This is a genomic window from Pseudomonas sp. GM33, assembly GCF_000282295.1.
GTDB classification, from domain to species: domain Bacteria; phylum Pseudomonadota; class Gammaproteobacteria; order Pseudomonadales; family Pseudomonadaceae; genus Aquipseudomonas; species Aquipseudomonas laurylsulfatiphila.
This window is the reverse complement of sequence record NZ_AKJO01000068.1, coordinates 15,419-41,594: the sequence shown is the minus strand read 5'-3', so window position 1 is coordinate 41,594 and position 26,176 is coordinate 15,419. Positions and strand designations below refer to the sequence as shown.

General features: G+C 57.7%; 30 protein-coding genes, 2 tRNA genes and 2 pseudogenes. 8 read left to right on the top strand and 26 right to left on the bottom strand.

Features of this window, described 5'->3' with window-relative positions; genetic code table 11:
• Positions 1–6: 6 nt before the first annotated feature.
• Positions 7–150: pseudogene (locus PMI26_RS30490) on the bottom strand (DUF3077 domain-containing protein); the annotation flags it as partial.
• A 146-nt stretch (positions 151–296) separates the two neighbouring features.
• Between PMI26_RS30490 and PMI26_RS20430 the strand changes: the two are divergent.
• From PMI26_RS20430 to PMI26_RS20440, 3 genes are read left to right on the top strand one after another with little or no spacing between them, the layout of a single operon-like run.
• Positions 297–518 (top strand): tautomerase family protein, encoded by a 222-nt coding sequence (locus tag PMI26_RS20430; protein ID WP_007972813.1) that lies wholly within the window; start codon positions 297–299, stop codon positions 516–518.
• A complete protein-coding gene (locus PMI26_RS20435) occupies positions 515–1,171 on the top strand; it encodes a DsbA family oxidoreductase (protein WP_007972812.1) in 657 nt (218 codons plus the stop codon). Before PMI26_RS20430 ends, PMI26_RS20435 begins: the two co-directional genes overlap by 4 nt.
• Positions 1,172–1,215: 44 nt before the next feature.
• Positions 1,216–1,926 (top strand): SDR family NAD(P)-dependent oxidoreductase, encoded by a 711-nt coding sequence (locus PMI26_RS20440; RefSeq protein WP_007972810.1) that lies wholly within the window; start codon positions 1,216–1,218, stop codon positions 1,924–1,926.
• Between the two features lie 247 nt (positions 1,927–2,173).
• On the opposite strand, the gene PMI26_RS20445 is transcribed toward PMI26_RS20440, so the two are convergent.
• Positions 2,174–2,938 (bottom strand): MltR family transcriptional regulator, encoded by a 765-nt coding sequence (locus PMI26_RS20445; protein ID WP_007972809.1) that lies wholly within the window; start codon positions 2,936–2,938, stop codon positions 2,174–2,176.
• A 78-nt stretch (positions 2,939–3,016) separates the two neighbouring features.
• Positions 3,017–3,127: pseudogene (locus PMI26_RS31835) on the bottom strand (integrase); the annotation flags it as partial.
• A gap of 121 nt (positions 3,128–3,248) precedes the next feature.
• Between PMI26_RS31835 and PMI26_RS30480 the strand changes: the two are divergent.
• Positions 3,249–3,368, top strand: a complete 120-nt coding sequence (locus tag PMI26_RS30480; protein WP_007972807.1) for a GpE family phage tail protein — start codon at positions 3,249–3,251, stop codon at positions 3,366–3,368.
• Positions 3,358–3,765, top strand: coding sequence for a hypothetical protein (locus tag PMI26_RS20455; protein ID WP_007972804.1), 408 nt, complete (start codon positions 3,358–3,360; stop codon positions 3,763–3,765). Before PMI26_RS30480 ends, PMI26_RS20455 begins: the two co-directional genes overlap by 11 nt.
• An 808-nt stretch (positions 3,766–4,573) precedes the next feature.
• Here the strand turns inward: PMI26_RS20455 and PMI26_RS20460 are convergent.
• Positions 4,574–4,822, bottom strand: a complete 249-nt coding sequence (locus PMI26_RS20460; protein WP_007972801.1) for a hypothetical protein — start codon at positions 4,820–4,822, stop codon at positions 4,574–4,576.
• A 25-nt stretch (positions 4,823–4,847) separates the two neighbouring features.
• Positions 4,848–5,132 (bottom strand): hypothetical protein, encoded by a 285-nt coding sequence (locus PMI26_RS20465; protein ID WP_007972799.1) that lies wholly within the window; start codon positions 5,130–5,132, stop codon positions 4,848–4,850.
• A 249-nt stretch (positions 5,133–5,381) separates the two neighbouring features.
• On the opposite strand from PMI26_RS20465, the gene PMI26_RS20470 reads away from it, so the two are divergent.
• Complete coding sequence (locus PMI26_RS20470; protein ID WP_007972798.1) at positions 5,382–5,969, top strand: hypothetical protein; 588 nt, start codon at positions 5,382–5,384, stop codon at positions 5,967–5,969.
• 67 nt (positions 5,970–6,036) lie between these two features.
• On the opposite strand, the gene PMI26_RS20475 is transcribed toward PMI26_RS20470, so the two are convergent.
• The 9 genes from PMI26_RS20475 to PMI26_RS20515 form a co-directional block, all read right to left on the bottom strand.
• A complete protein-coding gene (locus PMI26_RS20475; RefSeq protein ID WP_007972796.1) occupies positions 6,037–6,270 on the bottom strand; it encodes a hypothetical protein in 234 nt (77 codons plus the stop codon).
• 839 nt (positions 6,271–7,109) lie between these two features.
• Entirely contained in the window at positions 7,110–7,955 is an 846-nt protein-coding gene (locus PMI26_RS20480; protein ID WP_007972794.1) for a hypothetical protein, read from the bottom strand.
• A gap of 101 nt (positions 7,956–8,056) precedes the next feature.
• Positions 8,057–8,132, bottom strand: a tRNA-Thr gene (locus tag PMI26_RS20485).
• A 78-nt stretch (positions 8,133–8,210) separates the two neighbouring features.
• Positions 8,211–9,035 (bottom strand): FkbM family methyltransferase, encoded by an 825-nt coding sequence (locus PMI26_RS20490; protein ID WP_007972792.1) that lies wholly within the window; start codon positions 9,033–9,035, stop codon positions 8,211–8,213.
• 343 nt (positions 9,036–9,378) lie between these two features.
• Positions 9,379–10,608: a methyltransferase gene (locus PMI26_RS20495; protein WP_033047658.1), complete on the bottom strand. Its 1,230-nt coding sequence runs from the start codon at positions 10,606–10,608 to the stop codon at positions 9,379–9,381.
• Positions 10,589–11,278, bottom strand: coding sequence for an ABC transporter permease (locus tag PMI26_RS20500; protein WP_007972788.1), 690 nt, complete (start codon positions 11,276–11,278; stop codon positions 10,589–10,591). The genes PMI26_RS20495 and PMI26_RS20500 overlap by 20 nt, the downstream gene beginning before the upstream one ends.
• Positions 11,275–11,970: an ABC transporter permease gene (locus PMI26_RS20505; RefSeq protein ID WP_007972786.1), complete on the bottom strand. Its 696-nt coding sequence runs from the start codon at positions 11,968–11,970 to the stop codon at positions 11,275–11,277. Before PMI26_RS20505 ends, PMI26_RS20500 begins: the two co-directional genes overlap by 4 nt.
• Positions 11,971–12,042: 72 nt before the next feature.
• Positions 12,043–12,792, bottom strand: coding sequence for an ABC transporter substrate-binding protein (locus PMI26_RS20510; RefSeq protein ID WP_007972785.1), 750 nt, complete (start codon positions 12,790–12,792; stop codon positions 12,043–12,045).
• 13 nt (positions 12,793–12,805) lie between these two features.
• Complete coding sequence (locus tag PMI26_RS20515; protein ID WP_007972784.1) at positions 12,806–13,579, bottom strand: ABC transporter ATP-binding protein; 774 nt, start codon at positions 13,577–13,579, stop codon at positions 12,806–12,808.
• 564 nt (positions 13,580–14,143) lie between these two features.
• Between PMI26_RS20515 and gabP the strand changes: the two genes are divergently transcribed.
• Positions 14,144–15,535 (top strand): GABA permease, encoded by a 1,392-nt coding sequence (gene gabP, locus PMI26_RS20520; RefSeq protein WP_007972783.1) that lies wholly within the window; start codon positions 14,144–14,146, stop codon positions 15,533–15,535.
• A gap of 82 nt (positions 15,536–15,617) precedes the next feature.
• Here gabP and PMI26_RS20525 read toward each other — a convergent pair whose 3' ends face one another.
• From PMI26_RS20525 to PMI26_RS20545, 5 genes are all read right to left on the bottom strand, one after another.
• Positions 15,618–15,824: a hypothetical protein gene (locus PMI26_RS20525; protein ID WP_007972782.1), complete on the bottom strand. Its 207-nt coding sequence runs from the start codon at positions 15,822–15,824 to the stop codon at positions 15,618–15,620.
• The gene (locus tag PMI26_RS20530) at positions 15,821–16,321 is read right to left on the bottom strand and encodes a hypothetical protein (protein WP_007972781.1); all 501 of its coding nucleotides are present in this window, start codon (positions 16,319–16,321) and stop codon (positions 15,821–15,823) included. The genes PMI26_RS20525 and PMI26_RS20530 overlap by 4 nt, the downstream gene beginning before the upstream one ends.
• Before the next feature lie 6 nt (positions 16,322–16,327).
• The gene (locus tag PMI26_RS20535) at positions 16,328–16,744 is read right to left on the bottom strand and encodes a hypothetical protein (RefSeq protein WP_007972780.1); all 417 of its coding nucleotides are present in this window, start codon (positions 16,742–16,744) and stop codon (positions 16,328–16,330) included.
• A gap of 36 nt (positions 16,745–16,780) precedes the next feature.
• Positions 16,781–17,755: an alpha/beta hydrolase family protein gene (locus PMI26_RS20540; protein WP_007972779.1), complete on the bottom strand. Its 975-nt coding sequence runs from the start codon at positions 17,753–17,755 to the stop codon at positions 16,781–16,783.
• A 68-nt stretch (positions 17,756–17,823) separates the two neighbouring features.
• Entirely contained in the window at positions 17,824–18,882 is a 1,059-nt protein-coding gene (locus PMI26_RS20545; protein ID WP_007972778.1) for a PDDEXK nuclease domain-containing protein, read from the bottom strand.
• A gap of 256 nt (positions 18,883–19,138) precedes the next feature.
• Here PMI26_RS20545 and PMI26_RS20550 point away from each other — a divergent pair, with 256 nt between their 5' ends.
• Entirely contained in the window at positions 19,139–19,588 is a 450-nt protein-coding gene (locus PMI26_RS20550) for a hypothetical protein (RefSeq protein ID WP_007972776.1), read from the top strand.
• Between the two features lie 30 nt (positions 19,589–19,618).
• Here PMI26_RS20550 and PMI26_RS20555 read toward each other — a convergent pair whose 3' ends face one another.
• The 7 genes from PMI26_RS20555 to PMI26_RS20580 all read right to left on the bottom strand — a co-directional run bounded on the left by PMI26_RS20555 (position 19,619) and on the right by PMI26_RS20580 (position 26,120).
• On the bottom strand, positions 19,619–20,425 hold the full coding sequence (locus PMI26_RS20555; RefSeq protein ID WP_007972773.1) for a TSUP family transporter: 807 nt from the start codon (positions 20,423–20,425) through the stop codon (positions 19,619–19,621).
• 72 nt (positions 20,426–20,497) lie between these two features.
• Positions 20,498–21,520: a hypothetical protein gene (locus PMI26_RS0129470; protein WP_086776967.1), complete on the bottom strand. Its 1,023-nt coding sequence runs from the start codon at positions 21,518–21,520 to the stop codon at positions 20,498–20,500.
• A 373-nt stretch (positions 21,521–21,893) separates the two neighbouring features.
• A tRNA-Phe gene (locus PMI26_RS20560) sits at positions 21,894–21,969 on the bottom strand.
• Positions 21,970–22,072: 103 nt separating this feature from the next.
• On the bottom strand, positions 22,073–22,345 hold the full coding sequence (locus tag PMI26_RS20565; protein ID WP_007972770.1) for an oxidative damage protection protein: 273 nt from the start codon (positions 22,343–22,345) through the stop codon (positions 22,073–22,075).
• Entirely contained in the window at positions 22,342–23,409 is a 1,068-nt protein-coding gene (mutY, locus tag PMI26_RS20570) for an A/G-specific adenine glycosylase (protein WP_007972769.1), read from the bottom strand. Before mutY ends, PMI26_RS20565 begins: the two co-directional genes overlap by 4 nt.
• The gene (locus tag PMI26_RS20575; protein ID WP_007972766.1) at positions 23,406–25,637 is read right to left on the bottom strand and encodes an AsmA family protein; all 2,232 of its coding nucleotides are present in this window, start codon (positions 25,635–25,637) and stop codon (positions 23,406–23,408) included. Before PMI26_RS20575 ends, mutY begins: the two co-directional genes overlap by 4 nt.
• 78 nt (positions 25,638–25,715) lie before the next feature.
• On the bottom strand, positions 25,716–26,120 hold the full coding sequence (locus PMI26_RS20580; protein ID WP_007972764.1) for an acetyl-CoA sensor PanZ family protein: 405 nt from the start codon (positions 26,118–26,120) through the stop codon (positions 25,716–25,718).
• Between the last annotated feature and the right edge of the window lie 56 nt (positions 26,121–26,176).

Sequence of the window (26,176 nt, the reverse complement as noted above, 5' to 3'; positions counted from 1 at the left end):
ACGACGTCACTGACAGCGATTGTTCATCGGCGCATCCAACACCTTCACTACATCATCGATGATCGCCTTACTCATATCCTGCAAAAAATGCGACGCCCAGGCATGCCGGTCGGTATCGCGAACCATGGCTGCGTCTGATGCGAGCAACCTGCGATCCTGGCCAATAGGGCTTATTCATTACACTGGGTAACGAATGAAGTTCCCGCCCCCACCTTTATCCCCTCCCACCAACCCCATACATTCATCTCCAACGCCTCTCCCATCATCCCGACGGGAAGGTTACTGGAGTTGCCCTCATGCCTTTCGTAACCGTACGCATCACCCGCGATGGCGTTACCACTGAGCAGAAAGCTCAGGTGATCGCCGAAATCACTGAAACACTGGAACGCGTCCTCAACAAGCGCCCTGACCTGACCCACATCGTGATCGAGGAAGTCGACACCGATAACTGGGGTTACGCCGGTATCACCACCACCCAGTACCGCAAGCAACTGGCTGAGGCGGAGGGCAAGTCATGACGTCCTCCGTCACCATCGATTTCATCTCCGATGTGGTGTGCCCCTGGTGCGCACTGGGGGCGACGGCGCTGGAGCAGGCGATCGAGAACGTGGCCGGGGAAGTCTCGGTCGAGCTGACCTACAAGCCGTTCGAATTGAACCCGAACATGCCGGCTGAAGGTGAGCCAGCGGTCGAGCACCTGATGCGCAAGTACGGGAGAACCGCCGACGACGTCGCCGCCGGCAAGGCGATGCAGATCGCTCGCGGCGAGGCCATCGGCTTCAAGTTCGATCTGGAGAAGCGCACGCATTTCTACAACACCTTCGATGCACACCGCTTGTTGCTGTGGGCGTTGCAGGAAGGGCGGCAAGTCGAACTGAAGAAGGTTCTGCTTCGGGGCTATTTCAGCGAAGGCCAAAACCCGAGCGATCACCAGGCACTGGTGAGTCTGGCGACTGAAGCGGGGCTGGACGGGGCCACTGCACAAGAGGTGCTGGCGTCCGGTGCGTTCGCCGCTGAGGTGCGGGAGCTTGAAGCGTACTACCAGCAGCGCGGCATCAATTCGGTCCCGGCCATGGTGCTGAACGGTCGCCACCTGGTGTCCGGCTCGCAATCGGTCGAGTACTACGAACAGATGTTGAGAGAAATGGCCAAGGCACCGGCTGAAGCCTGATTACAGATTTTCTACCCCACTTTTAATTGTCAGAGGTCTTCATCATGAGCATTTCGAAAAAAGTCATCGTCATCACTGGCGCATCCCAAGGTCTCGGCGACGGTATGGTCAAAGCCTTTCGTGAACTCGGTTACCGGATCGTCGCCACTTCGCGCTCGATCAAGCCATCCACCGATCCGGACATTCTCACCGTGGCCGGTGACATCGGCGAACCGGAAACCGCCCGGCGCGTCATCCGTGAAGCGATGTCCCGTTTCGGTCGCATCGACACCCTGGTCAACAACGCCGGGATCTTCATCGCCAAGCCGTTCACCGCGTACACCGCAGAAGACTATGCCAATGTGTTGTCGGTGAACGTCAATGGCTTCTTCTACATCACCCAACTCGCCATCGCCGAGATGGAAAAGCAAGGCAGCGGCCACGTCGTCAACATCACCACCAGCCTGGTGGACCACGCCATCGACGGCGTGCCATCGGTCTTGGCTTCGCTGACCAAGGGCGGCCTCAACGCGGCCACCAAATCCCTGGCCATCGAATACGCCAAGCGCGGAATTCGGGTGAACGCGGTCAGCCCCGGCATCATCAAGACCCCGATGCACGGCGCAGAAACCCATGAAGCACTGGGCAATCTGCACCCGGTCGGGCACATGGGCGAGGTCGACGATATTGCGCAAGCGGTCGTGTATCTGGACGGCGCCAAGTTCGTCACTGGCGAAATCCTGCACGTGGACGGTGGTCAGAGCGCGGGCCACTAAAAGCGCTTTTTCAGACCACGGAAACAACAAAGCCCCTGCATTTCTGCAGGGGCTTTGTTTTGTATGGTGCCGGCACCAGGAATCGAACCCGGGACCTACTGATTACAAGTAATATATATTTAACAGCAAAATCAATAGGTTACGATTTATTTTGTTACGCTATGACTGTGTTGGAGCCCCGGAAAAGCTTGAGCTGATCAGACCTTATTACGCATTTCTCCAAGAGAGAAAACGGAGGCTCTGATGTTCATTTTGCGCTGGCAGCTCTCTCTAGAATCTCTGTTCGTAGCATGAGGATGGCTTTCTCGTCGGCGTCTGAATCGGCGCCTTTCAGATATTGGGTTCTCGCATGAAGTCTGATTAATACCTGTCGATAAAATGAGAGTGCTTCGCCGCTCGCTGTCTGCATTCGGTTGGAGATGTCCAGAAAATCCTCTTTGGCAGCCTTGATCTGGTCGTTGAAGTCCCCTGAAAACCCAAAGAAAATTTCGCCTCCGATTGCTGTCACGCCGCCCCCGCGATTAGCCAAAGTACCGGATAAGCCGGTGAGTGCAAGCAGTAGCGCATAACCTGACGATCGTAATTTTTCCTCCGCCGTTTCTGGATAGGCTTGGAGGTAAGAGGCGTAGTTCATTGATCTTATGTGACCTGAAACTCTCTGATCCTCTAATGAAATACGCTGCCACGTGTGGGCAAACAGATTCCTGATTTTGCGTAATTGCTCTAAGTCGTCGAATTGATTTTTTGTGACAAGACCGAGCGAGTAAGCAGCTTTGATACGTGATGAGAAATTACCCAGAGGGGCACCGAAGCCGCCCACTAGCTGACTTGAAGTGGCAACCGGGAGCAGGAACGCTTTGAGCAGCTTACCAAGCGCTTCTTCTGCGAAGGCTGCTAAGGATAAAACTAGGCCCCTATCATCTTGCTCGTCTAGTAGAGGCCCCAACGCATTGAAACTTCCATAAACTTCATCCTCCAACAGGTCTGAAGTGTCTACGTCATTACCTTCCATAAATTAGGCTCCTGGTAGCGCTGATTTCCATAAGCTTTTCATTGATCCGCTAATTCGAAGACGAACAGGCTCGTTTACTTACTCGGCTGCAGGGGATACTACCGAAACACTCAGATCGTATGCGTCCATCATTTTCGGATCGCGGTGGCCACTCGCTTCCTGTTTGTCCGCCCTGGTGCCGGTCGTGTCACCGCCCACGAAGCTACCGGCATGGCCCCCCCGACCTGCTGGCCATCGGCGGAAAGGTCGTCGGTTTTTTGCTGCAGAAGCAGGCGAAGACGGATGCATCCCTCGTTGCGTAGAGGACGCCATGGCCGATCTGGCCGTGGTCTTTCACTGGGCACCAGCCGACATGGATCGGCTGGGCCTGCAGGAACTGATGGACTGGCGCGAGAGGGCGCGGGTTAGGAGTGGCGCCGATGGCCAATGATCTACGACTACAGGTGTTGCTCAACACCATCGACAAGGCCACTGCCCCGCTGCGGCAAATCACCAAAGGCAGTCTCGAAACGGCCCGAGCGCTCAAGGAACTCAACACCCAGCAGAAGGACGTCAGCGCCTGGCGCGAGATGCAAGCCGCCAACCGCCAACCGCCAACCGCCAACCGCGAGTCAGCGACTGCGCTGGAGGCCAGCAACGCCAAGCTGGGCGAACTCAGCCGCGCCACGGCCAAAGTGCGTCAGCAACTGGCCCCCATCTCAATCAACGACCACCCGCAAATCCGGGAGGTGTTCTCGGGGCTTCGGCTAAAGGAAGTGTCATTCCGGCATATGGAGGGGGGGCAGGGTGGTAAGCAGGCTAACGAGTTGATCTACTTCAACTGGTGAGAGAGGCGCCAAATAGGCGCTCAATCGAATGACTTCACAGCCGCCTTCGGGTGGCTTTCTTATTGGCAAAAAAAACCGCCTCAGCCGAAGCTGAAGCGGTCCATTCTGCCGACCTTATTGCAGGTCGTCGAAGCGATCTCGCAGCAGTTCATAAACGTGATGCACACGCACACAAACCACCACGAAATCCCATGCATGTTTCAAAAACTTCAACATGCTTGGCCCTCCCATGGTTGGGCCAAACCTCCAGCACACTTACCGGACTTGTGTACCTTCGGGATCACGTCAATGCTCCCTATGAGGCGGCTAAGCTAATGGACGCCTTCTGAGTCATCCGCACGGATTACTAGCCCGTGTCAGAAGGCAGCTCCAGGGTGGGTCGGTCATGCCGCCGTGCCCCATGAAGCTGTCTGCATGGTAACGAAATTTTTTCCTGCGTGGTGGGGCGCACCCGCGCATAAATCGGCTGTGTATATACGTTTTTTCGGCCAAAGCGAGGCGCTACGGGGCTTTGCTGAGTGAACATTTTTTTTCGTCGTTTTTCTGCGGTTTAAGATTTTGTGCAAAAAACCATCAAAAAAAGCCTTTTTTACCAAAAGGACTTCACTAATCACTACATCTTGTGTTTAGCGCGCGTCACGAAACCGCCAATCGTTAATTATTGCCACTGCAAGTGCCACCTTGTACCCTGTCGGTACGTCAATGCTCCCTGTGAGTACGGAAGCCCGGCCACTAACTGGGCTTTCAACGAAAAAGCCGCCCTTACTAGGCGGCTTTTTTTTTGCCTGGCGTTTGGGTGTGTTACCCGTCACAGCTCCACGCTAAACCCGCGCAGGCCGATGCCATCGGCAAAGCGACCGACCGCCGTCAGGCTGGCCCAGGTTCGCACCTTCTCCCGCCGTGAGCGCACCGGCACCCAGCGCGCGCCGCTGCCGCCGAGGCGGATCGACAGCCCCCACGCCGTTCCGCCGTCGACCTTGGCCACCAGCACTTCGCGCACCGCGTGCTGTTGCACCAGGGCGCGCAACACCTCTTCCTGAATGCCGTCGCCGATCATGCCGCACCCCGGGGCCGGCTGAAGGTCATCCCAAGATCGTTCGGGCGACCTTGCCAGCGGCCGTAAACTCAGTGCGCAAATGATCGACCACCTCACCAAAGCGCGCCGCTTGCAGGCCCAGCAGGAAGCCATCCGCCCGCGCTTCCTCCAAGGCCAGCGCGCCGAGGTCCTGGGCGCGGCCGGCACCGGCCAGCTCCCGATACAGATGGTTGCCGACCTCGGTGATCGCCGGCGGCAGGCCCAGCAGATCGACAGGGGTTTTCAGGGATTGCAGCGTGCTGGGATCAACAGGCAGGCGACTACGGGCCATGGGGGTTTCCTTTTTGAGTGAGTGGCGGACTGTGCGTAAAACCAGACCATGGGGGTCTGGTCATCCAGTCTATGGGGTGCTGGTATCCGCGGGCAAATATAAAGGCCCCCAGTACTCGCTCAAGTGTGGGGGCCGATTGAACATAAACGGCGTTATTCGCAGTCGGCTGGCTCTTACTATGGCTCGTTGCTATCATTTTGATTCCATTTCGATGGCAATCAACTTTTCCGAACACCAGGGACGTGCGACGTGGCCAAGTTCTTCTATGCCGATTGTGTAATTTCCACATTGGAAATCGAGACCCAGACCAAGGCTCAAATGATTGTGACGGCCAGGATTGATGGGCGAGAGCTCAAAAAGCTGAGCATGAGCGAGGAGATGTATCGCTATTTCAACGGGGTCGGCAAAGGCACACCGAATCGGATCTGGTTCTATCGATACGGCCTGACCGACATCACTTTCATCGCTGCGGTTGAAAATGCCGCCGGTGAACGTCTGGAACGATTCGCCGTTTCAATGGGGATGAAGCTCTATGACCTGGTGGTTCGTCCGGCTTGTGTGGGGTTCCTGCTCTATTTTGCGACCTGGGTGGTTTTATTCCTTCCGGTCGGCGTCTATTTCAATAGGCATGGTGGTGGTGCCGGGGACGCCTACAACATCATCAACCCGCTTGGGATCTATGGCGGCGTTGCCTTAGGTCTCTGGGTTTCTTATAAATCGTGGGATCTGTATAAAAAATTGGCGAACCTGGATACCTGGGCAGCCGGTGACCTGACTCGCTATACCAAAGCGGTAAAAGCGGCGTTCGGGTCGGGCTTGGCGTCCTTGAAGAAATAGGCCACGGCTGAGTAGAAGCCCGCTAATCAGCGGGCTTTTTTGTGCTTTGGATTTAACGAAAACGGCGTTACTCCTTTATTCCGTATTTTTCCCTTAGATGCTTAGGCAGTAGCACTCCAGCCGATGGCACGCTTTCTTTTTCGGGCGCTACCTCGGGTCGGCCCAAGTGGTACTCGGCGTACTGGCTGCTGCCGTCCTGCATCACGCAAACCGCGAGAATGCTCCAGCCCTCATCGAGCAGCTTTTGTGCCTGGGTCACGCCGTTCACGGTGCGTAGGTGTTTCACGTCTTCAATCGCCATCGGTGCTGCTCCTTGTTAGGTGAGCACCCAGTGTAGGCGCAGAGACCACTACTGACTGTAATGTCGAGATGAACTCGACGGGCCACCGTGTCGATATCCAACTCAGTCGAATGCCTCTCTTGCTGCCGTAATTAGACTGCCGGTAAGACTTTCTGCAACTGGTCGGCGATGTCCTGTGGGAGGTCTGCCACACCTCGGACGGGGGTAGTGCGTTGCACTGTTTTGGTGCGAGTTGGGCCGGGCAGGCTGGTCTTAGCCTGGCGCGCGCCGTCGTCCCCCCGCCACGCCTGCGGGCTAAATGTGTCGTTTTTTCTGCACTCCTGCAGGTGCTGCGGCGCGGGGCTGGCTGGGCTTGCTTTGGCGTTGCTGGGAGGAAAAAAGCCTGCGAATCCCTGCGAGGGTAGGCCATTTTAGAGGTGGCAACTGGAGCGCAGCCTGGTGCGATTCCGAGAGGTGGCTCGGGAAAAAGGTTAGTTTTTTGAAAAGGGGGGGAGGTGTTCTGGAGGCCCCGTACTTACTGGGGTTGAGGGCTAACTTTGGAGGGTTAGTTATGGTTAGGTTTGAGGTTAGTAAATCGTAAGATATTGATTTTTAAGGGTTTTATTTATTGCTTTTTTAACAGTTATAAAGGTTAGGAAATTACTTCTCATAACCCTAAAACTAACCCATGGCTGCAACCGGAAAGCCGCGAATGACAAGGCTTTCAGACCGATCAGCGAAAAACTAACCTTCCTAACCGTTTTCCGGTGGGTCAACACGAAAAGCCGAAAGGCTTAGGGGGGCGCTGGCACAGGTTCGTCAGATGTTGCGCACCCACGCTAACGCGCATTAACTCCGCTTCATTCCAGTGCTTCGATATGTAGGCACTTTGGATAGCGCCGTCTACCGGAATAAAGCGAGAAGAATCCGAGGCAGGCGTATCCGATACCCGCCAGTATCAGCGGAGTACTGGGGAGGTTCTTAGACTCCTCAATCGGGATTCGTACCTGGATCAAGTCCGTGGTCATCAAGAAGCCGATTAAGGCCATTAAAGTACCAAGAGCAATCGGTACCCACGTTGAAATACTCGAGAGCATCAAACGCATTGCTCGAACGGAACTGCCGTCTATATTGATCTTCAGGCTACTAGTCTTGTTGATTCGCCCGAAGGACTTCAAACCCTTGGGAAGCCCTCGGATGGTGCCATTGATAACAGGCTTCCGTTCCTCGCTGGTGTGAAGGATCTCGACTACAGCGCCATCGTTGGCGTCAAGGAAATTGAAATCCATAACCGCTTCGTTTGGCGCGTGGGAAGAAGCTTTGTGAACGGTAAATTCGTTGACAACTCGGCTCGCTTTTAGGACGGAGATCGATAGCACCTCCCCGTCCGTGCCTCCGTGAAAGCGTAAGCGGTCGCTCTGAACGATATCGCTTCCTAGAAGGGTATTTTCGCCGCTGTTCCACAAAACAATGACCGTTCTGGTCAAGCGGGGAATGGGGTTTCCGTTGAACTGCACGGTAATCTGTGGCGGAAGTGCGTCAGATGAGCTTCCCAACAGGTGCTGAGCTAAATAGCCGTAGCTCAGACTGGTTCTTTTCCTCGTCAGGAAATAGACGACGACGGCCCCGATAAAACCTGCTAGGCCAATGAGTGAGCCTACCCAACCTGGTGACAGGAGATTCAGGGTGTCTTCAAACCATGACATATGAGCTTTCCTTGAGGTCCGGAATCCAGTCCTTGTTACGTGCGATATTACGTGTAAGGAGGCAAAAAAAAGGCCTGCATCGCTGCAAGCCTTAATTTGTTTGGTGCCGGCACCAGGAATCGAACCCGGGACCTACTGATTACAAGTCAGTTGCTCTACCATCTGAGCTATACCGGCGTGTCAGGGCGACGATTATAGCGATTGGATAGGTTCTGTAAACCCCTGAATTCTGACTATTTTTGCGCGGGCTTCGGGTCAGGCGCGCAGCAGGGTTTTCTTGAGTTTCTGAATGGCTTTCCAGGTTCGACTGTTTTGCATTGCGCGCAGCTGGGCTTCGGCCTGTTCGGCGCGTTGCAGGGCGGCGGCGAGTTGCTGTTCGGCATCGCCGACGGGGTGGCTGAAGTTGTGGCCTTTGCAGAACTGGAACTCGTCCAGGTTGCACGGCGGGATGTCGAAGGCGGGTTTGAGGTTCAGGTGTTCTTCGGCGAGGTAGTAGGTGTTGATGCCGTCGAACAGGATGGACTGGTAGCCGGCGCCGGTAACGAGGGTTTCCCAGGTCTGGTCGCGTTCCCACGGGGTTTCGATGAGGATGACCCACGGCCGCCACCGGGTGAAATCCATGCCGCGAAGGACGGTCTCTTCGTGGCCTTCGACATCGATCTTCAGGAAGTGGATAGTGCGGCCCTGGGCGTGTTCTTCGCAAATGGATGTCAGGGTGCGGGATTGGACGGTTTGGCTGCGCACGTCCATGCCGGCGTCTTTGTGCATCTGCGCCATGGCCGGGTCGGCGGTCGAGAGGCCGGTGTCGGCGATGCCGTAGAAGGTCAGGCTGTCGGCGCTTTCGCCGGCCACGCATTGCAGGTTGGTGTCCTTGGGGCGTTGCTGGCACAAGGCTTCGTAGTAGTTGGGCATCGGTTCGACGTTGATGCCGGTCCAGCCGTTGTCGTAGAACGCCTTGGTGACCGAGTCATGGGTGGGGTCGTTTGCCCCGACGTCGATGTAGAAGCCGTTCTCGACGGTCTTGAGGGCGCGCCACAGGCGTATGTCTTCGAAATTCTGTGCGTAAGAAATGAACGTCACGGGCGCATCCTGTCGAAAGAATTTTCTTGTTCGTGGCCGCGCTACGGGCTGCCTTGCGTGTGTGTATATCAAGAGAAGGGAAAGGGTGCAATTTCCCCTGTCTGCGGTCCGGGATTAGGCGTTTATGTCGTTTTGGTTAAATGCTTATGCACAATGGCATTGGCGACGCACTGGGTTTAGGCCGAATTTGTGGATCCGTTCTCATTTGTCCGCAAATGCCTGTTTTTTCGATTTTTTATGCGGGTGTACAAAAAATGAACAGTGCTGATTTAGCCCTGAAACAGGCGTAGATATTGGATCCATGATTATTTCATCAACAGAGTTATCCACAGGTCGGATGTGCTTAAGCGCTTTCGGCCAGGAGCAGGAAATTACGCGGCGTGAGCGGTGTTTCGCAGAACGTACCGACGCGGACGCTGTAGCCCTGTTCGGCGAGGAAAAGTGCCCGGTCGAGAACCAGCCAAAGCTCCAGCGGACGCCGGAAAAGTCCGCGTAGCAGCTCAAGGTTGCGCACCTCGGCCAGACGCTGCCAACCGGCAACTTCAAGCGCTGGCCAATCTTGCGGGCCGACTGTGGATAACTCTTTGAGTGCGGCCAGGTGATGGCAGTAATCGGCGAAGGGCTTGTCCAGCCAGGCGCTGGGCAGCGATGGGGTTGGCAGGTACTCGTCAATGCCGCGCAGTTGCCGTTGCAGCAAGTCGAAACCCAGGCGCCGGGCCATGGAGGTGTCGCGTTGACGGCGCACGCGGGCGCCAGCGGTGACGGTTTCGCTCATGGGCAACGCGAGGTCGTCGAGGGAAAGCTGTAGGCCGGAGCTTTGGGTGGCCGAGGAAATCGGCGAGTAGTGGGCAAGACTGATCCGGTTGTAGCAGCACGGCGCGATGGCGAGCTGTTTGCAGCCTGTGGCGCTGGCAAGTTGAATCAGCCGCACATGCAAATCACCGCAGGCGTGAAGCGCGACGGGCGTGTGGTGCGCACTCAGTAAAGTAGCGGCGTCTGTCGCGAGCACATCCTGTTCAATATGCAGCGCATGCAGGTGATGACGCTGGCTGAGTGCCTGACCACTGGATACCAGTGCCGGGTCGTATTCCAGGCAAGTCAGTTGTTGCCCCGGTTGCAGCAGGCGGCGCCCCAAGTGTCCCTTGCCCGAGCACCAGTCCAGCCAATGCTTGGGTGTTTCGCAGAACTGCAATCGACTGGCGAAGGCTTCGATCTGCTGCCATTTTCGCCCCGGAACATCGACGTTCAGTCGATGGCCGGCCGCTTCGAGTGCGTGTGCAGGCAATTCATCCACTGCACTCAATGCAACGGACATCGATGCCAAGGAAGCAAAGGGCTCCGGCGCATTCAGGAGGGCAGGTTGATTGTGGGCGTTTTCCGCGTCTTCCAGCGACCGCTCGCGTAGCCATTCGGCTAGCGCTGGGTAGGACGCTTCCCAAGGAAGCTGCAGATGAGTAAACGGCCGAGGTTTCCACAGTTCCTGGTGCTCTGTCAGAAACGCATCCAGTGCGGTGAAGCGGGCGAGCAAGGCCTCGCCCGTCAACACGCCATCCTCAACGCCCTTGGCAGGCATCGACGCGCAACCAGCGCTCCAGCAGCTTGAAGCCGCGCACCAGCACGTAAGCCATCACCAGGTAGAACATGCCCGCGGCGAAGAAGATCTCCACCGGCAGGTAGGTCCGGGCAATGATGGTGCGGGCCATGCCGGTCAGTTCCAGCAAGGTCACGGTGCTGGCCAGGGCGCTGGCCTTGAGCATCAGGATCACTTCGTTGCTGTAGGCCGGCAGGCCGATGCGCGCGGCGCGCGGCAGCATGATGAAGAACAGCGCTTTTGGCCTGGACATGCCCAGTGCCCGTGCCGCTTCGATCTCGCCCGGTGGTATCGCCTGAATGGCGCCGCGCAGGATTTCCGCAATGTAGGCCGCCGTGTGCAGGGTCATGGTCGCCGTGGCGCACCAGAACGGATCGCGCAGATAGGGCCACATCGAACTGTTACGGATCACGTCGAACTGCGCCAGGCCGTAATAGACCAGGAACAGTTGAACCAGCAGCGGCGTGCCCCGGAAAAAGAAGATGTAGCCGTAGGGAAAGGCCCGCACCCACCATAGGCGCGACGAGCGGGCAATGCCCAGCGGAATGGCCAGCAGCAAACCGGCGATCACGGCGATGGCCACCAGTTCCAGGGTCAGGGTCGCGCCCTGGGCCAGTTTCGGCAGCCATTTGATGATGACTTCCCAGTTCATTGGGTGCTCCTCGCGAAGCCGCGGGCGGCGCGTTTTTCCAGGAAGTGCATGCCGGTCATCGCCAGCACCGTCAGGCCCAGGTACATGAACGCCGCAACCATATAAAAGGTGAACGGCTGTTTGGACACGGTCACGCCGATTTGCGCGTGACGCATGATTTCTTCCAGGCCGATCACCGATACCAGCGCGGTGTCTTTCATCAGGATCATGAACAGGTTGCCCAGGCCGGGCAGGGCGATGCGCCACATCTGCGGCATGATCAGTTTGGTGAAGATGCGCCACTTCGACAGGCCCAGGGCCACGCCGGCTTCACGATGGCCTTTGGGGATGGCGAGGATCGCGCCGCGAAACACTTCCGTGGCGTAGGCGCCGAAGCACAGGCCCAGCGCAATCACACCAGCGGCGAAGGCGTTGAGTTCGAGGTCGGGGTTGCCGAAGAACTCGCCCAGGGCACGCATCAGGTTGACCGTGCCGAAGTAGATCAACAGCACCCAGAGCAATTCCGGGATGCCGCGAACCAGGGTCGAATAAGTACCGCCAAGCCATTGCAGCGGCTTGTACGGGGAAGTCTTGGCCAAGGCGCCGAGCAGACCGAGCACCAGCCCCAGGCACAGGGCCGAGAGTGCCAGTTTCACAGTCATCAGCGCGCCAGCGGCGAGCGCCGGGCCGAATCCGTAGAGGTCGATAATCATGGATTTCTTTTCAAATCGCGGCAGGCAAGGCCGAGAACCGGCGCCATCAGGCGCCGGTCAGGCAGGTCAGAATCAATAGATGCTGAACGGGAAGTACTTGTCGTTGATCTTCTTGTAGGTGCCGTCAGCGACGATTTCTTTCAGCGCGGTGTTCAGCTTCGCGCGGATCGGATCGTTTTTACGCACGGCAATGCCGATCTTGTCGCTTTCTTCCACCGGGTCGCCCTTGAACTCGTAGGCACGGCCAGCGTCGCTTTTCAGCCACTCGTAGTTGACGTACTTGTCGGCCAGGATGCCGTCCAGGCGGCCGGAAGTCAGGTCGAGGTAGGCGTTTTCCTGGGTGTCGTAGAGCTTGATGGTGATGTCGTCACCATAGTTGTCTTCCAGGAAGGTACCGGCCAGGGTCGCGCGCTGGGCGCCGATGATCTTGCCTTTGACCGAGGCCTTGTCGGTCTTGAAGTCGACGTCTTTCTTGGCGATGAACTGCAGCTTGTTGGAGTAGTACGGGTCGGTGAAGTCCACCGCTTGCTTGCGCTCGTCGGTGATCGACATCGAGGAGATCAGGAAGTCGAACTTCTTGGCGTTCAGGGCCGGAATGATGCCGTCCCAGTCAGAGGTCACGACGGTGCACTCGACTTTCATCTTGGCGCACAGGGCGTCGCCGATCTCTTTGTCGAAGCCGACGACATTGCCACTGGCATCTTTGTTGTTGAACGGCGGGTAGGCCGCTTCGATGCCCATCTTCAGGGTCTCGGCCATGGCACCGGCGCTGAACGCCAGGGTGACGGCGGCAGCCAGGAAGACCTTTTTGTAGTTCTGCATGTGGGTAGCTCCGTTAGCGGTTGCTGGACATGAATTGTTTGCAGCGCGCCGAAAGCGGGTTTTCAAACACCTGCTGTGGCGATCCTTGCTCTTCTACCAGGCCCTGGTGGAGGAACACCACTTCGCTGGAGACCTGACGGGCGAAGCCCATTTCGTGGGTCACGAGCAGCATGGTGCGGCCTTCTTCGGCCAGCGCGCGGATGACATTAAGTACTTCCTGGACCATTTCCGGGTCAAGCGCGGAGGTGGGCTCGTCGAACAGGATGACCTTGGGCTGCATGGCCAGGGTGCGGGCGATGGCCGCGCGTTGTTGCTGGCCGCCGGACAATTGCGCCGGGTAGGCGTGGCGCTTGTCGGCGATGCCGACCTTGGCCAGCAGGGCTTCGGCGACTTCGATGGCTTCGGCCTTGCTCTGGCCGAGCACACGGCGCGGGGCTTCGATGATGTTGTCGAGCACGCTCATGTGCGGCCACAGGTTAAAGTTTTGAAACACAAAACCGATTTCGCTGCGCAGGCGATTGATCTGTTTGCCGTCGGCGGCCACCAGTTCGCCGTTCTTCGCAGCCTTGAGCTTGAGTTCTTCGCCGGCGACCAGGATCTGGCCCTGGTGCGGGTTCTCCAGCAAGTTGATGCAGCGCAGGAACGTGGACTTGCCGGAGCCGGAGGAACCCAGGATCGAGATCACATCGCCGTCGCGGGCGGTCAGCGAGATGCCTTTGAGCACCTCCAGCGAACCGTAGCGTTTGTGCAAGTTGCGGATTTCAAGCGCGGGCGTGGCCTCAGCCATGTGCGTTCCTCATATATGTTGCGCTCCTGCTGTTGGTGGCCTTCCTGGCGAGGCGGCCAACCTAGCATAGCGTTTCAATGGCAGCCAACAGCGCTACGGACGGTAAACGGCTGGCGTGTGGCAGGTTGTCGCATCGGCGCAGCAGACTGTCGCCCCATCAACAACCGAACAGCCGTTTGAACCTTGCCTGTCGGTAAAAAGCGCGGTGGCTGTCGCAAAAAAAGGCGCGATGTTGCCAGCTTTGACGGGGTGTTGGAAGCGCTATCCGGCCAATTGCAGCGGTTGTGCACTTTTAATGTGCGCCGGGCCATTTTCAGGTGTGTTTCCGGTGCGCGAATTTGCCCCGCAAAGTGGGTCGCAGGGTAACGTTCTGGCAAAGTGCCATTAAATTCAATGGGTTGCGATGACCGTCCGGTCGAAGTGAGATCACCGGGCTAGAGGGATTTGAAACATTTTGGCGCAATTATTGCGTGCAGAATCCAGAACGCCCCGTTGGCTTCTTTTTACGAGAAGGATCGCCGAACGGGATGCACGCATTCGCTTTTCCTTACAAAGGTAGTTTCAATGAGCAGTACCCAAAGCTCTAACGGCCTCGAACAGGGGCTCAAACCGCGTCATGTGACCATGCTGTCGATTGCCGGGGTTATCGGCGCCGGCTTGTTCGTCGGCTCGGGTCACGCCATCGCCGCTGCAGGTCCGGCTGTTCTGTTGGCTTACGCCGCCGCTGGCATGTTGGTGGTGTTGGTGATGCGCATGCTCGGCGAAATGGCCGTTGCCTCGCCGGACACCGGTTCGTTCTCGACTTACGCCGACCGCGCTATCGGTCACTGGGCCGGCTTCACCATCGGCTGGTTGTACTGGTGGTTCTGGGTTCTGGTGATCCCGTTGGAAGCCAACGCTGCCGCGACCATCCTGCACGCATGGTTCCCAGGCGTGGACATCTGGGCCTTCGCCCTGGTCATCACGATGCTGTTGACCGTGACCAACCTGTTCAGCGTGAAGAACTACGGTGAATTCGAGTTCTGGTTCGCTCTGATCAAAGTGTTGGCCATCATCGGTTTCATCATTCTCGGCGTAGCGGCGATCTTCGGCTTCCTGCCGAACAGCCAGGTCAGCGGCGTTTCGCGTCTGTTCGACACCCAGGGCTTCCTGCCAAACGGCATGGGCGCGGTACTGGGCGCGATCCTGACCACCATGTTCTCCTTCATGGGCACCGAGATCGTGACCATCGCGGCCGCGGAATCGAAGAACCCTGGCAAGCAAATCTCCAAGGCCACCAACTCGGTGATCTGGCGGATCGGTTTGTTCTACCTCGTGTCGATCTTCATCGTTGTGGCCCTGGTGCCTTGGAACGACCCGGTACTGGCAAGCCTGGGCTCCTACCAGACCGTGCTTGAGCGCATGGGCATCCCGAACGCCAAGATGATTGTCGACATCGTGGTACTGGTTGCTGTGACCAGCTGCCTGAACTCGGCGCTCTACACCTCGTCGCGGATGCTGTTCTCCCTGGGCAAGCGCGGTGATGCACCGGCCATGTCCACGCGCACCAACAAAAGTGGTACGCCTTACTGGGCGGTGATGTTGTCCACTGGTGCTGCCTTCCTGGCCACATTCGCCAACTACGTGGCCCCGGCTGCCGTGTTCGAATTCCTGCTGGCCAGCTCCGGCGCCATCGCGCTGCTGGTGTACCTGGTGATCGCGATTTCGCAACTGCGCATGCGCAAGCAGCGTATGGCTCGTGGTGAGAAAATCGTCTTCAGCATGTGGCTGTTCCCTGGCCTGACCTACGCGGTGATCGTCTTCATCGTTGCGGCCCTGACCATCATGCTGTTCCAGGATGCCCATCGTGTGGAAATCCTCGCGACCGGCTTGCTTAGCGCCCTGGTAGTAGCAGCCGGCTTGCTGGTGGCTCGCCGTCGTCGCAACGAGAGTGGGGTTGCCGCGGTCGCCCGCTGAGTCTTCTGGCTTAAAGCTAACGTTGTTGAAGAAACAAAGAACGGCCTCTGGTAACAGCGGCCGTTCTTTGTATTTTTTAACGTCAGAATGCCTCGCGTTCCTGATCGGCGGGTTGCTCGCGGCCATTCATGCAATCCGAATCGGCCTGATTAGTGTCGTACCAACTGTCCCATATGTCTCCGGTTACGGCGATGTTGTGAGCTTTGCCGGCATTCAGACCGGGCTGTTTAAAGCTGCGTGGCATGACGACCGCCTCAGGCAGCAAGACCGGTTCTTTGTCATCACTCATTCAGCGGATTTCGGTGGTTCCAACATGATTTCAATGGCCTGCCGATAACTGTCCAGAGCAGTACCGAAATCTTTGATGACTTCGGGGTCTTCCAGCCAGCGTTGTGCGGTTTCACGATCAATGCCATCAGCCCACATGCGGTAGTCGATGAGCATGTCGGCAGCCAAATGTGTGGCAGCCATGGACTCGTCCTCGGCATTCTCCAAGTCGAGCAGATCTGGCTCGTCGCTGATTATTGTGCTGAGAGATACCAGCATGCTCACCAGCATGTTGACGCGACCTCTTTCTGCTTCTTCCTCTTGCATATTGCTGAACATGGTCAGGATATTTTCAGCAATCCCGTCTTCTCCTTCGGGCAGTTCATCTGCATCGAAGAGTCTGTCTACTTCAGTCGGATCGTTGATGCCAGCCAAAGGCGGTCGGCCGCTGATTCGGATCTGCTTGGCTTTGGCTTTTGCACGCTTGGCGCGTTTCTGTTGCTTGTTCAGGGAGGCCATGGGAACTCAGTTCGGTTTCTGTTGGGTTTGCGCGGCAATGGCGTCGGACGCCGCCACGTAGTCGGCCTGGAAGGCCGGAGATTCGATCCACGCCAGGGCGCCGGCTTCGTCTGTTTCGGCCGACCATTGGCGATATTCGATCAGCGCGGCGAGGATGAAGTCCATCGCGCCTTCTTCGCCTTCCTGCTCGTACACCAGTTCCAGCAACGGGTCTTCGAGGAAGGCCGTGCACATGGCTTGCTGGCTGATCTTTTCGGCGTCGATCATTTTCTTGAACAGTTCGGTCAGGTCCACCGATTCGAAGTCGATGCGATCGTCGTTCGGGTCGAGTTCGACCGGCGCGGCGGCCCGCTGGGTGCGGTTCTGCTTGGCCTTGGCCTTGGCGCGGGAGGCGCGTTTGTGCTGCTTGTTGGCGGAGGCCATGGGTGTCGTTCCGTATTCGTTGAAAGGGCAACTGACTTAGCTGCGCGGCACTCGCCGCCCGGGGGTATCGGGGGCCAGTTCGCCGTTTTGCAGCCAGGCCAATGCAATGGGCCATAGTGTGGCTTGGTATGGGCTACGAAAAAAGGCGAAATGTCCGACTTCTTCTTCGCCGATGTCTTCGGGATGGATACGCAGGTGGGAGTTTGTGCTGCCGGTGAAGTAGCCGAGCAGGCGTTCGATGGCCGGGACCGTGCCGTAAGGATCATCGCTGATGCTGATGGCCAGGGTTTGTGCGGTGAGATCGGCAAAGGGCAATTGTCCGCTTGTTGTGCCGATCGCGCGGCCGCTGGAGCGTTTTTCGTAACGGGCGGTGGACAGGCTCCAGTCACGGACCACGCCGGCGGGTGTGTCCTCCAGCCATCCGAGGCGTTTACCCGGAAAGTAGCCGTAGATCATTGTCATCAGTGGCATCAGCACATGCCACTTGGCAAACATCCGCCAGCGATGGGCGGGCGCATAGTCGCGCCAGTAGGCAAATTGCGCACCGACCGTCACCAGACGCCGGATCAGGTGCCCGGACGCCCCCAGGCCCGCTGCACAGCCGCCAAAGCTGTGGCCGACCACATCGATAGGCTGCCCGGGGAACTCACGCTGTGCGCGCTTGAGCATCGCCTCGAAATCCAGCGCTCCCCAATCGGTCCATGAAGCCTTCAGGCCTTTGAGCGATGCCGGCCGCGACTCGCCGATGCCGCGGTAGTCATAGGTGATGACATCGAAGCCATGATCGGACAGATAGTCGGCGAAGCGCGAGTAATGACGACAACGAACCGAGGTGGCGGCGTTGATGATCACGACCGGACGAGCGGCATCGTGAGAAGGGTGTCGCCAGGCGAAGCCACCGAGGACAAAGCCGTCTGCAGCGGTTTCCTTGAATGGTTCGCCGGACGCGACGCACTGCAATGGCAACTCGATTTGAGTCGGGACGAGTGAAGGCGTTTCCTGCAAATTCATCGGCGTCGGACCTTTGCGGGTAGCTGCCAACGATAGTCTTGATAGCGTTGATGAACAATCCATTGGCCTCAACGCAGTGATTGATCGAGCAGTCGTTCTTCAAGAGCCGCCCGTTCCCGATCCAGTTCGTTACGGAGTTCCTCTTCGCTCGGCAGCACGAGCTTGTACTTGCTGGCGAACAGCTGTTCGTTTCCTTCAAGCACCGAGTAACGCACCACGGATTCATCCTTTTGCGCGCAGAGAATGATGCCGACAGTGGGGCCGTCTTCCACACCGCGTTTCAGGTCGTCGTACATGCGCACGTACATGTCCATCTGCCCCACATCCTGATGGGGCAGTTCACCGCGCTTGATATCGAAGATGACGAAGCACTTGAGCAAGTAGTTGTAGAACACCAGGTCGATGTAGAAGTCTTTGCTGTCGGTACTGATGCGTTGCTGGCGGGCTATGAACGCGAAGCCCTTGCCCAGCTCCAGCAAGAAGCCTTGCAGTTGTTCGATCAGCGCCTGTTCGATCTCGTTCTCCTGAAGTTTGCCGGCATTGCACAAGCCCAGAAACTCCAGGACCACCGGATCACGGATGAAGTCCCGAGGGCTGGCCGTCATGTTTTGAATGTTGGTGGCGGCCTCCTGCTTGACACTGCCGCGATCGCGGCTCGCCAGCAGGCGTTCGTAGTACAGCGTATTGATCTGGCGTTCCAGGGCGCGGCTTGACCAGTTTTGGGTGGCTGATTCGTTCATGTACCAGAGACGGGCACTGTCGTTGTCGACCCGAAGCAGGTGCAGATAGTGGGTCCAGCTCAATTCGTGACGCAGTGCGTTGCGAATTGGAAACGCCTGATAAAACTGGCGCATTTTTCGCAGATTGGTTTCGTCAAAGCCTTTCCCGAATTCTGCAGTAAGCCTGTTTGCCAGGGTCGACAGTAACTCTTTGCCATACCTCACCCGCCGAGCGCCTTCCTGCTCGAACTCGACGATATGTCGCCCGATTTGCCAACAGGTTTGCACCTGAACGGTATCGACCGCCCGAAGCACCTTCTGGCGTGCCTGGTGGATCGATTTGCCAAGGTTTCCAAGCAGTGAAGCCAGATAGGGATCGTGAGTGTCGTTGGGTGTGAGGGCCGTCATATGAGGTCTTCCGCAGCAGATTGGATAGCGAAAGAGCATGACCAGTGAGCCCCCTTCGAAGCTGCCGGGAGTGACTGAAAAACAGGCAGGAATTACCGGGTTCGCTGGCAGGAAGTGTCGGACGGCAGGCGAGGGCTGAGGAGCAAATGGTGTAGTACGTTTCGTACTCAGGCCAAATCAATCTAAAACACCTCCCTGCGACTGGAAATCCAAAGAGTGTAACGATTGGGTTCGGCAGAACCCGGGAGTCGTCATCATGAAGTGCCTCCATTCACTCCTGTTACCACTCACCGCCGTCGGCGTGCTGATGTTTCCATCGATATCACCCGCCGCCAGCCTTGATCCAGTCGACAGCACTGGCGTGCAGGTGCAGCGCCAGGAGCAAAACGGCATCGCCTACCTGTCCGGCGGTATCGGCGAGGATGAGTCCAGGGCCATCCAGCAGACCACCGGCTATAACCTGCACATGACGTTCTCTGTCGGGACGGAAAATGAATACATTCCTGACGTGAGCGTGGTCATCCAGAAAGCCCCGGGGCAAACCGTGCTGACGCTCAATAACGCCGGTCCGCTGGTTTACGTGAAGCTGCCTGCCGGTAAATACACGGTCATTGCGACGCGCAACGGCGAAACCCGGCAGGACGTTGCCGATGTTGGCAGTGGTGCAGCCCGTAACCTGGTTTTTCACTGGAATGATGCGAGTTAGCGAGAGGCTCTAAGCCCTGAGTCCTGCGACTCAGGGTTTTTCGTTATTAACGCCCGCGTACGCTTGGAGGAGAGCAACGCGCAAAGGGTTGGTTTCTACACTCAGCAGCTTGATGGCCAAGGCGCAGCAGACCACGATCAACATGGGTTTGATCAGCCGTGGTCCGACCCGAACAGCGGCCCGTGCACCCAATTGCGCGCCGATGAAGGCCGCCAAAGCCATGGCTATGGCTACCGGCCAGATAATCACACCTTTGGTGATAAAGACCGACAGAGAGCCGAGATTGCAAGAGGCGTTGGCAAGCTTGGTAAAACTCATGGCCCGCATCATGCCCAGGCCGCAGAGCAGTACAAATCCGACAATGAAGAAAGAGCCCACGCCGGGGCCAAATATACCGTCGTAAAAGCCCAGGATCGGCGCCACGGTAAAGGAAAAGAGCAGAACACCAATTCTCTTGCGTCGATCTTCGTTGGCCAGCTTTGGAGAAAACGCAAAATAGATGGCTACCAGAATCAGCATGATAGGCACGCAAACTTCCAGGTAGTGTTTATCAATAGAGCTGACCAGCAAGGCACCACTGGCGCCACCAATAAATCCGCAAATAACCAGGAAACGGCCTTCGCGCCACTCGATCATTCCTTTGCGAGCGAAGGTCACCGTTGCCGAAACAGTGGCCGAAGCGGCCTGGAACTTGTTCGTTGCAATTGCACTGATCGGATCTACACCTGCCAGAAACAATGCAGGCAGGGTGATCAAACCGCCCCCACCGGCAATCGCATCAAAAAAGCCAGCGCAAAAAGCGACGAGCGCCAACATGCCAATTACATCCAAGGACATTGCATTCTCTCTTTATGGTTATTGGCCGGTCATCACATGACGGGTCGTTCAACAGCCTGATCACATAAGGAATCAGCCCTGCAGCACTAACGGGTCATCTGAAACGACGATGGGGGTAGAAAATTTTGAAAGTCCGAAAATACGAACCAAGACTCGTCTGTTGTCCTTGATGACATCGCGACAGTGCAGAGCCCGGATGTTATTGATGACCATGGCCGATTCCTGGGTCAGCGTGCATTCGACCGGAGTTGCTTCATCCACCCCCTGGCAAAGGGCGGTGTAAGCCGTTTTCACAAAGGTCGAGGCGTTGTCATTGACCGAAAAACGATATGAGTTAAAGCGGGCTGCGAACCCTGCCTTATCGTCGAACTCCAGAATCGAAACGTTGCGGCCATCCTCCCCTTTGCCACTGACAAAGGAGTCACTACGAGTGAACTGGAAGTTGCCCGTGGTCAGTGCGAGGCAGTTGGTGATGCTGATTTTTTCGAGTATGGGGGGTAGTGGAATGACTCGCGTAGGTTCCAGGCTTGGGTTCCACAAGGCGGAAAGTATGAGCGACGATGGAGAGGGCGAGTGCTCGTCTTTTGCGTTCACGGCGCACCAGTAAGGCGCCTCTGTATGTGGGCCAAGCGCGAGGCCGGAATGGGAGCTCAGTTCTTTGATTTCCGGCTCGGCATTGATTTTTATGAGCCCGCCACCTTTGAAGTTGGACACCAGTCGAACCAGTTTTCCTTCATTGTCCATGTCATAGGCAAAGGCACTGTTATCCACCAGTTTCAACAGGATCTGATTACGGGCGGCCAGACAAAGTATGTCGTAACGAGTTTCCAGGGATGCCAGATCTGGCAGTTCATTTGGAGGGCTGGCATCGGTGATTTTTTGCAGCCCTTCAAAAATCAAAACCGAAACAAGGCCATCGGAATAGGCACTCAGCAGTTCACATTGGTTTTTCGAAAACGAGAACTTTAATTCGGTGGCTGCCAGAGACGCTTTGGACTTGGCTCCTGGTGCTTGCGGCCCGCCGATGGCGGCCAGTTCTTTGGCGAATTTGTGAAGCAGTGTTGACTGCTGAGTATCAAAGCTGAAAGTTCTGATTTCTTATTCAGTAAAAAACTCAGCGGTTTCGACGTCTGGTTTGATGGCGTCAGTCATTGTCTGCATCTCTGTTGTGTATCTGCTGCCGGTTATGCGGCAGTTCCTCTTTCGATTTTGCGCAAACCGAAGATCGGCGTATGTCATCCGTTTCCGTTAAAGCATACGGAGCGTTCTTACAGACCAAGGACTGCCAGGAAGGGCTGGCCTCCAATGCCTGAAGCTTTTCGGGGCTCGGCTCCGGCAACCGTTGCGGATGCTGGCAGGTGTGGTGATAGGGGGGGGAATTGTCGCTTTGAAGGTGACCGGGCCAGTGCCTGATCAAATCGCAGGCATAAAAAAACCCTGAATCTTGCGATTCAGGGTTTTCGGTATTTGGTGCCCAGAGACGGAATCGAACCGCCGACACGGGGATTTTCAATCCCCTGCTCTACCGACTGAGCTATCTGGGCAACGGGGCGCATTAAACGGGTTTTTCAGGGGGTCGTCAAGCAAGTTTTCAAAAAAATTTTAATTATTACCGTCGCTTACGTTCCGACCCCCGATAAATCGGGGTTATTCCGATGGCGGAACGTAGCCTTCGGCCTTGGCGTAATCCTCGCCGGAGAAGTACTTGTCCATTTCACCCTGAAGATATTTGCGATCTTCGGCGTTCATCATGTTCAGGCGTTTTTCATTGATCAGCAGGGTCTGGTGTTTTTGCCAGTCGGCCCAGGCCTTGGCCGAAACGTGGTCAAAAATGTCCTGGCCTTTGGCGCCCGGGAAGGGAGCGCGCTCCAGGCCTGGCAATTCTTCTTTGTACTTGCGGCACATGATGGTGCGGGTCATGACGGCTCTCCTGCGTTCAATACGGCGGCCGCGCGCTCGAGCAAGGTTTTGACCGGGGCGGCAAGGCCCAGGCGCGGCGGGGTGGCGAGGTTATACCAGAGCCAGTCGGCCTCGGCCACGTGATGGCCGGTCTCCTGGACCTGAACCAGCCAGGGTTCGATGGATAACTGAAAATGGCTGAAGGTGTGCACCAGGCTCGGCAATGCCTGTTGGGTGCCCAGTTCCAGCGAGTGCTGCGCGGCCAGGTGTGACAGGTCGTCGAGGTCGTCGAGCTCCGGCAGGCTCCACAAGCCGCCCCAGAGGCCCGTAGAGGGGCGACGGTAAAGCAGGATGGCGCCTTCGGCGTTGGCCAGCATCGGCATCAGCGTGCGCTTCTGCGGGATGGCCTTGCGCGGCTTGGGGATCGGGTAACGGGTTTCCAGGCCGAGCATGTGCGCCTCGCAGCCTTTTTCCAGCGGGCACAGCAGGCAGCTCGGTTTGCTGCGGGTGCAGAGCGTGGCACCGAGGTCCATCATCGCCTGGGTGTAGGCGTTGACCCGGTCGTGGGGCGTAAAGCGCTCAGCGTTGGCCCAGAGCTGTTTGGCGACCTTCGGCTCGCCCGGGTAGCCCTCTTGCGCGGTAAAGCGCGCCAGGACGCGTTTGACGTTGCCGTCGAGGATCGGCGCGCGCAGGCCCATGCTGATGCTGGCAATGGCGCCGGCGGTGGACAGGCCGATCCCCGGCAGGTCCGTGAGTTTTTCCACGTCCCGGGGAAATTCGCCGCCGTACTGCTCGACGACGATCTTCGCGGTCTTCTGCAAATTGCGCGCGCGGGTGTAGTAACCCAGGCCGGTCCACAGGTGCAGCACTTCGTCTTCCGGTGCCGCGGCCAGGGCTTCGACCGTCGGCAATGAGGTCATGAAGCGGTCGAAGTAGTTCAGCACGGTGCTGACCTGGGTCTGCTGCAGCATGATTTCCGAGACCCATACCCGATACGGGGTGATGTCCTGCTGCCAGGGTAAATCGTGACGGCCGTGGCGGTCGAACCAGTCCAGCACCGCCGTTGAAAACTGCTCGGCTCTCATCGCTTGAACAGCCCCTTGAGCGCGTCTTTCAGTTTCGGGTCGACTTTGTCGCCCCATTTTTCATCGATTTTTTCGCTGATCCTGTCGCCAGCCAACTTGGTCGCGACCTGACTCATGCGTTCGTTATCCACACGGCATGCCTTGGCACCCAACTCCAGCGGGCCACGGCAGCGCAGTGGCCACTCGATGCCGACAAACTTGTCGCCGACCTGACAGGCCGGGTCCGGCATGGCGCTGGTATCGCCTTCGACGATGATGCCGACGCGGTAGTCCATGCCCAACACGCGCAGATCGATGTCACCGTCACCGTTGACGGTCATGCCCGGGATGCGCACTTTCAGGTCCGGATTGCTGGCGACACCGTTACGCAAGGTCAGGTTGCCCTTGAGCTCCTGGAACGGAGTGTCCTTGCCGCGCGGCTCGCCGCTGAGGGTTTTGCGGTTGAGCGTAGCGATGCCTTTGCACAGCTGTTGCTCGAGGTTGGCGTTGAGCAGCACGCCATTGTTGATGATGAGGCTGGCGTTGCCGTTGAGGGTTTCGATCAGCGCCTTCTGGCTGTTGCCATTGCCGGTCAGGTTGCTGTTGAGCGTGACCAGGCCCTTGACCGGTGGATTCTTGCCCTGGCTTTCGAGGATTTTTTCTGCCGGTACCCGGCTGATCTTCGTCTGCAGATTGAGCGCCGGCACTGGCTGGCGCACATCGAGCGTGCCGGTGGTTTCGAAGTTGCCCTCGTACAGGTCGCCGCGCAGGTTGGCCAGCGTCAGCAGGCCGCCCTGGCCAGTGGCCTTGAGCGCAGCGTTATGGATCGGCAGTTTTTGCAGGGTCAACTGGCCGAAGGTCAGGTCGGCGTCCACATCGAGCTTACTCAAGCGTTCCACTGGCAACAGGCGTTCGTTGCTCCACGCGTCCTTGGTCGGCGCGGGTGGCAACGGCGTGCTGCCGGCGCCGGCCATGGCATCGGCTTCGGTGCTGGCGACTTCGGCCTGGCGCACTTGTGTCGCGCTATTGGCCTCGGCGGATTTCGGCGGCAGGTAACGGTCGACGTTGAAGGTGTCGGCCTTGAGCACGGCGCGCAGCGATTGCTTGGCGAAGTCTTCTACGGCGATGCGGCCGCTGAAGGTGCTGTCGTCGACTTTCAAATTGAGGTCGTCGAGCGCCAGGCTGGTCGGTGTCGCGGCCAACCGGCTGACCAGCTCGACTTTGCTCAGGCTGCCTTCGGCCATGGCCGGGAGTTTCTGGCCGATGCTGTCGACGAATTTCGCCAGGTCGAACTGGGCAATCGAGATGCCGCCGCTGACCTGTGGGGTCTTGTCCAGATCGTTGACCTTCAGTTCACCCAGTGCCCGCAACTGGTTGGCAGAGACCTTGATGCCGGTCCACTCGGCCACGTTGGCGGCCCTGTCCAGCACCAACTGGCCCTGGGCAGAGAATGTCACGGCCTTGCCTTGCAAGGGGTCGCCGGTCACTTCACCCGACAGCTTCATATCCTCGAACTGATAGCGCTGCAGTGCACGTGCGATGCGCAACTCACCGTTGAGTTCGGTACGCACCCGCAGTGCAGGCTGGTTGGCTGACAGGAAAGCCGTGAGCTTGAGCGGAATGTTGACGGAGTCGTGGACCGCGCCGGTGCTCAACTGAATGCTTTCGGCACTGAAGTTCTTGCCGGTTCGTTCGTCGGTGTATTCGACCCGTGCGTTGTTCACGGTCAGGCTGTCGATGTCCAGGCGGATTGGCTGAGGCGGTTTTTCCGCCGCGGCGCCGGTTTCGGGCGCAGATTCGGTAGCGGCTGGCGGGGTGCCGGTCGCGTCGGTGCCGGCTGTTGCAGGCAGCTTGCCGATGTCCTCCCAGTTGCCATGCCCCTCCTTGTCGCGGGTCAGGCGCAGGTTCAGGCCTTCGACACGTACGTCGCTCATCTGCACTTCACGGCGCAGCAGCGGCAGTACGCGCACCGACAGGCCGAGCATCTGCAAGTCGGCGTACGGTTCGGTCGGTTTGACCATGGTCGCGACACTGGCGTCGTGCAGCTCCAGGCCCAGCCACGGGAACAGGCTCCAGCCGATATCGCCATTGAGCGTCAGCTCGATGTGGGCTTTGTCGCGGGCAATCTGGCGAATCTCGTCTTTGTAGTCGTTGGGATCGAAGAGGTGGGTCAGGGCAAAGCCCAGCGCCACAATGATCAGCAACAGCCCGAGAAGTACCAGACCCAGGATTTTGCCGAACGCTTTCATGGGCGAGTCCTTGTAATTAGTCGAATTCAAAATTTAGCCGGGGAGTATAGCGCCCCGGAACGGACGACCGGTCAGCGATCACTCCGGCAGCACATCCAGCGGCAGTTTCAGTTTGGTGGCCAGCGCCTGCGCCTCCAGGTGCCCGGCAGGCGCCAGCAGGCGTAGCGTCATGCCCGATTGAGCGGCCATTTTTTGCGCTTCGGCCACCAGTCGCTCGGCAACACCACGGCGACGGGTAATTTTTCGCACACATATTTGTGACAAATGCCAGGCGTCTTGGTGCCTTTGCAAGCGGGCTGCGCCCAGCAGACGATCATTGAAGCGTCCGGCGATCAGTGTGCCGTCGCGCAAGCAGTCCTCGATCAGCTGCGCTTCGCCGGAAAACGGGGCGAACAACCAGTCTGGAGCGTCGCGGTAGATCTTCTGCAGATCCTGCCGATCCTGGGACGTGGCTTGGTTGAGCGGCTCGACAATGATCGGCATGGTGATTCCTGTGGGGTCATGAAGCTATGGAGATCGGACGACGTACAAAAGGTGAT

What these genes read in the sequence shown, in the direction of transcription:
- PMI26_RS20430 (WP_007972813.1), top strand. Translation starts at nt 297, where the DNA reads ATGCCTTTCGTAACCGTACGCATCACCCGCGATGGCGTTACCACTGAG.
- PMI26_RS20435 (WP_007972812.1), top strand. Translation starts at nt 515, where the DNA reads ATGACGTCCTCCGTCACCATCGATTTCATCTCCGATGTGGTGTGCCCC.
- PMI26_RS20440 (WP_007972810.1), top strand. Translation starts at nt 1,216, where the DNA reads ATGAGCATTTCGAAAAAAGTCATCGTCATCACTGGCGCATCCCAAGGT.
- PMI26_RS20445 (WP_007972809.1), bottom strand. Translation starts at nt 2,938, where the DNA reads ATGGAAGGTAATGACGTAGACACTTCAGACCTGTTGGAGGATGAAGTT.
- PMI26_RS30480 (WP_007972807.1), top strand. Translation starts at nt 3,249, where the DNA reads ATGGCCGATCTGGCCGTGGTCTTTCACTGGGCACCAGCCGACATGGAT.
- PMI26_RS20455 (WP_007972804.1), top strand. Translation starts at nt 3,358, where the DNA reads ATGGCCAATGATCTACGACTACAGGTGTTGCTCAACACCATCGACAAG.
- PMI26_RS20460 (WP_007972801.1), bottom strand. Translation starts at nt 4,822, where the DNA reads ATGATCGGCGACGGCATTCAGGAAGAGGTGTTGCGCGCCCTGGTGCAA.
- PMI26_RS20465 (WP_007972799.1), bottom strand. Translation starts at nt 5,132, where the DNA reads ATGGCCCGTAGTCGCCTGCCTGTTGATCCCAGCACGCTGCAATCCCTG.
- PMI26_RS20475 (WP_007972796.1), bottom strand. Translation starts at nt 6,270, where the DNA reads ATGGCGATTGAAGACGTGAAACACCTACGCACCGTGAACGGCGTGACC.
- PMI26_RS20480 (WP_007972794.1), bottom strand. Translation starts at nt 7,955, where the DNA reads ATGTCATGGTTTGAAGACACCCTGAATCTCCTGTCACCAGGTTGGGTA.
- PMI26_RS20495 (WP_033047658.1), bottom strand. Translation starts at nt 10,608, where the DNA reads ATGCCTGCCAAGGGCGTTGAGGATGGCGTGTTGACGGGCGAGGCCTTG.
- PMI26_RS20500 (WP_007972788.1), bottom strand. Translation starts at nt 11,278, where the DNA reads ATGAACTGGGAAGTCATCATCAAATGGCTGCCGAAACTGGCCCAGGGC.
- PMI26_RS20505 (WP_007972786.1), bottom strand. Translation starts at nt 11,970, where the DNA reads ATGATTATCGACCTCTACGGATTCGGCCCGGCGCTCGCCGCTGGCGCG.
- PMI26_RS20510 (WP_007972785.1), bottom strand. Translation starts at nt 12,792, where the DNA reads ATGCAGAACTACAAAAAGGTCTTCCTGGCTGCCGCCGTCACCCTGGCG.
- PMI26_RS20515 (WP_007972784.1), bottom strand. Translation starts at nt 13,579, where the DNA reads ATGGCTGAGGCCACGCCCGCGCTTGAAATCCGCAACTTGCACAAACGC.
- gabP (WP_007972783.1), top strand. Translation starts at nt 14,144, where the DNA reads ATGAGCAGTACCCAAAGCTCTAACGGCCTCGAACAGGGGCTCAAACCG.
- PMI26_RS20525 (WP_007972782.1), bottom strand. Translation starts at nt 15,824, where the DNA reads ATGAGTGATGACAAAGAACCGGTCTTGCTGCCTGAGGCGGTCGTCATG.
- PMI26_RS20530 (WP_007972781.1), bottom strand. Translation starts at nt 16,321, where the DNA reads ATGGCCTCCCTGAACAAGCAACAGAAACGCGCCAAGCGTGCAAAAGCC.
- PMI26_RS20535 (WP_007972780.1), bottom strand. Translation starts at nt 16,744, where the DNA reads ATGGCCTCCGCCAACAAGCAGCACAAACGCGCCTCCCGCGCCAAGGCC.
- PMI26_RS20540 (WP_007972779.1), bottom strand. Translation starts at nt 17,755, where the DNA reads ATGAATTTGCAGGAAACGCCTTCACTCGTCCCGACTCAAATCGAGTTG.
- PMI26_RS20545 (WP_007972778.1), bottom strand. Translation starts at nt 18,882, where the DNA reads ATGACGGCCCTCACACCCAACGACACTCACGATCCCTATCTGGCTTCA.
- PMI26_RS20550 (WP_007972776.1), top strand. Translation starts at nt 19,139, where the DNA reads ATGAAGTGCCTCCATTCACTCCTGTTACCACTCACCGCCGTCGGCGTG.
- PMI26_RS20555 (WP_007972773.1), bottom strand. Translation starts at nt 20,425, where the DNA reads ATGTCCTTGGATGTAATTGGCATGTTGGCGCTCGTCGCTTTTTGCGCT.
- PMI26_RS20565 (WP_007972770.1), bottom strand. Translation starts at nt 22,345, where the DNA reads ATGACCCGCACCATCATGTGCCGCAAGTACAAAGAAGAATTGCCAGGC.
- mutY (WP_007972769.1), bottom strand. Translation starts at nt 23,409, where the DNA reads ATGAGAGCCGAGCAGTTTTCAACGGCGGTGCTGGACTGGTTCGACCGC.
- PMI26_RS20575 (WP_007972766.1), bottom strand. Translation starts at nt 25,637, where the DNA reads ATGAAAGCGTTCGGCAAAATCCTGGGTCTGGTACTTCTCGGGCTGTTG.
- PMI26_RS20580 (WP_007972764.1), bottom strand. Translation starts at nt 26,120, where the DNA reads ATGCCGATCATTGTCGAGCCGCTCAACCAAGCCACGTCCCAGGATCGG.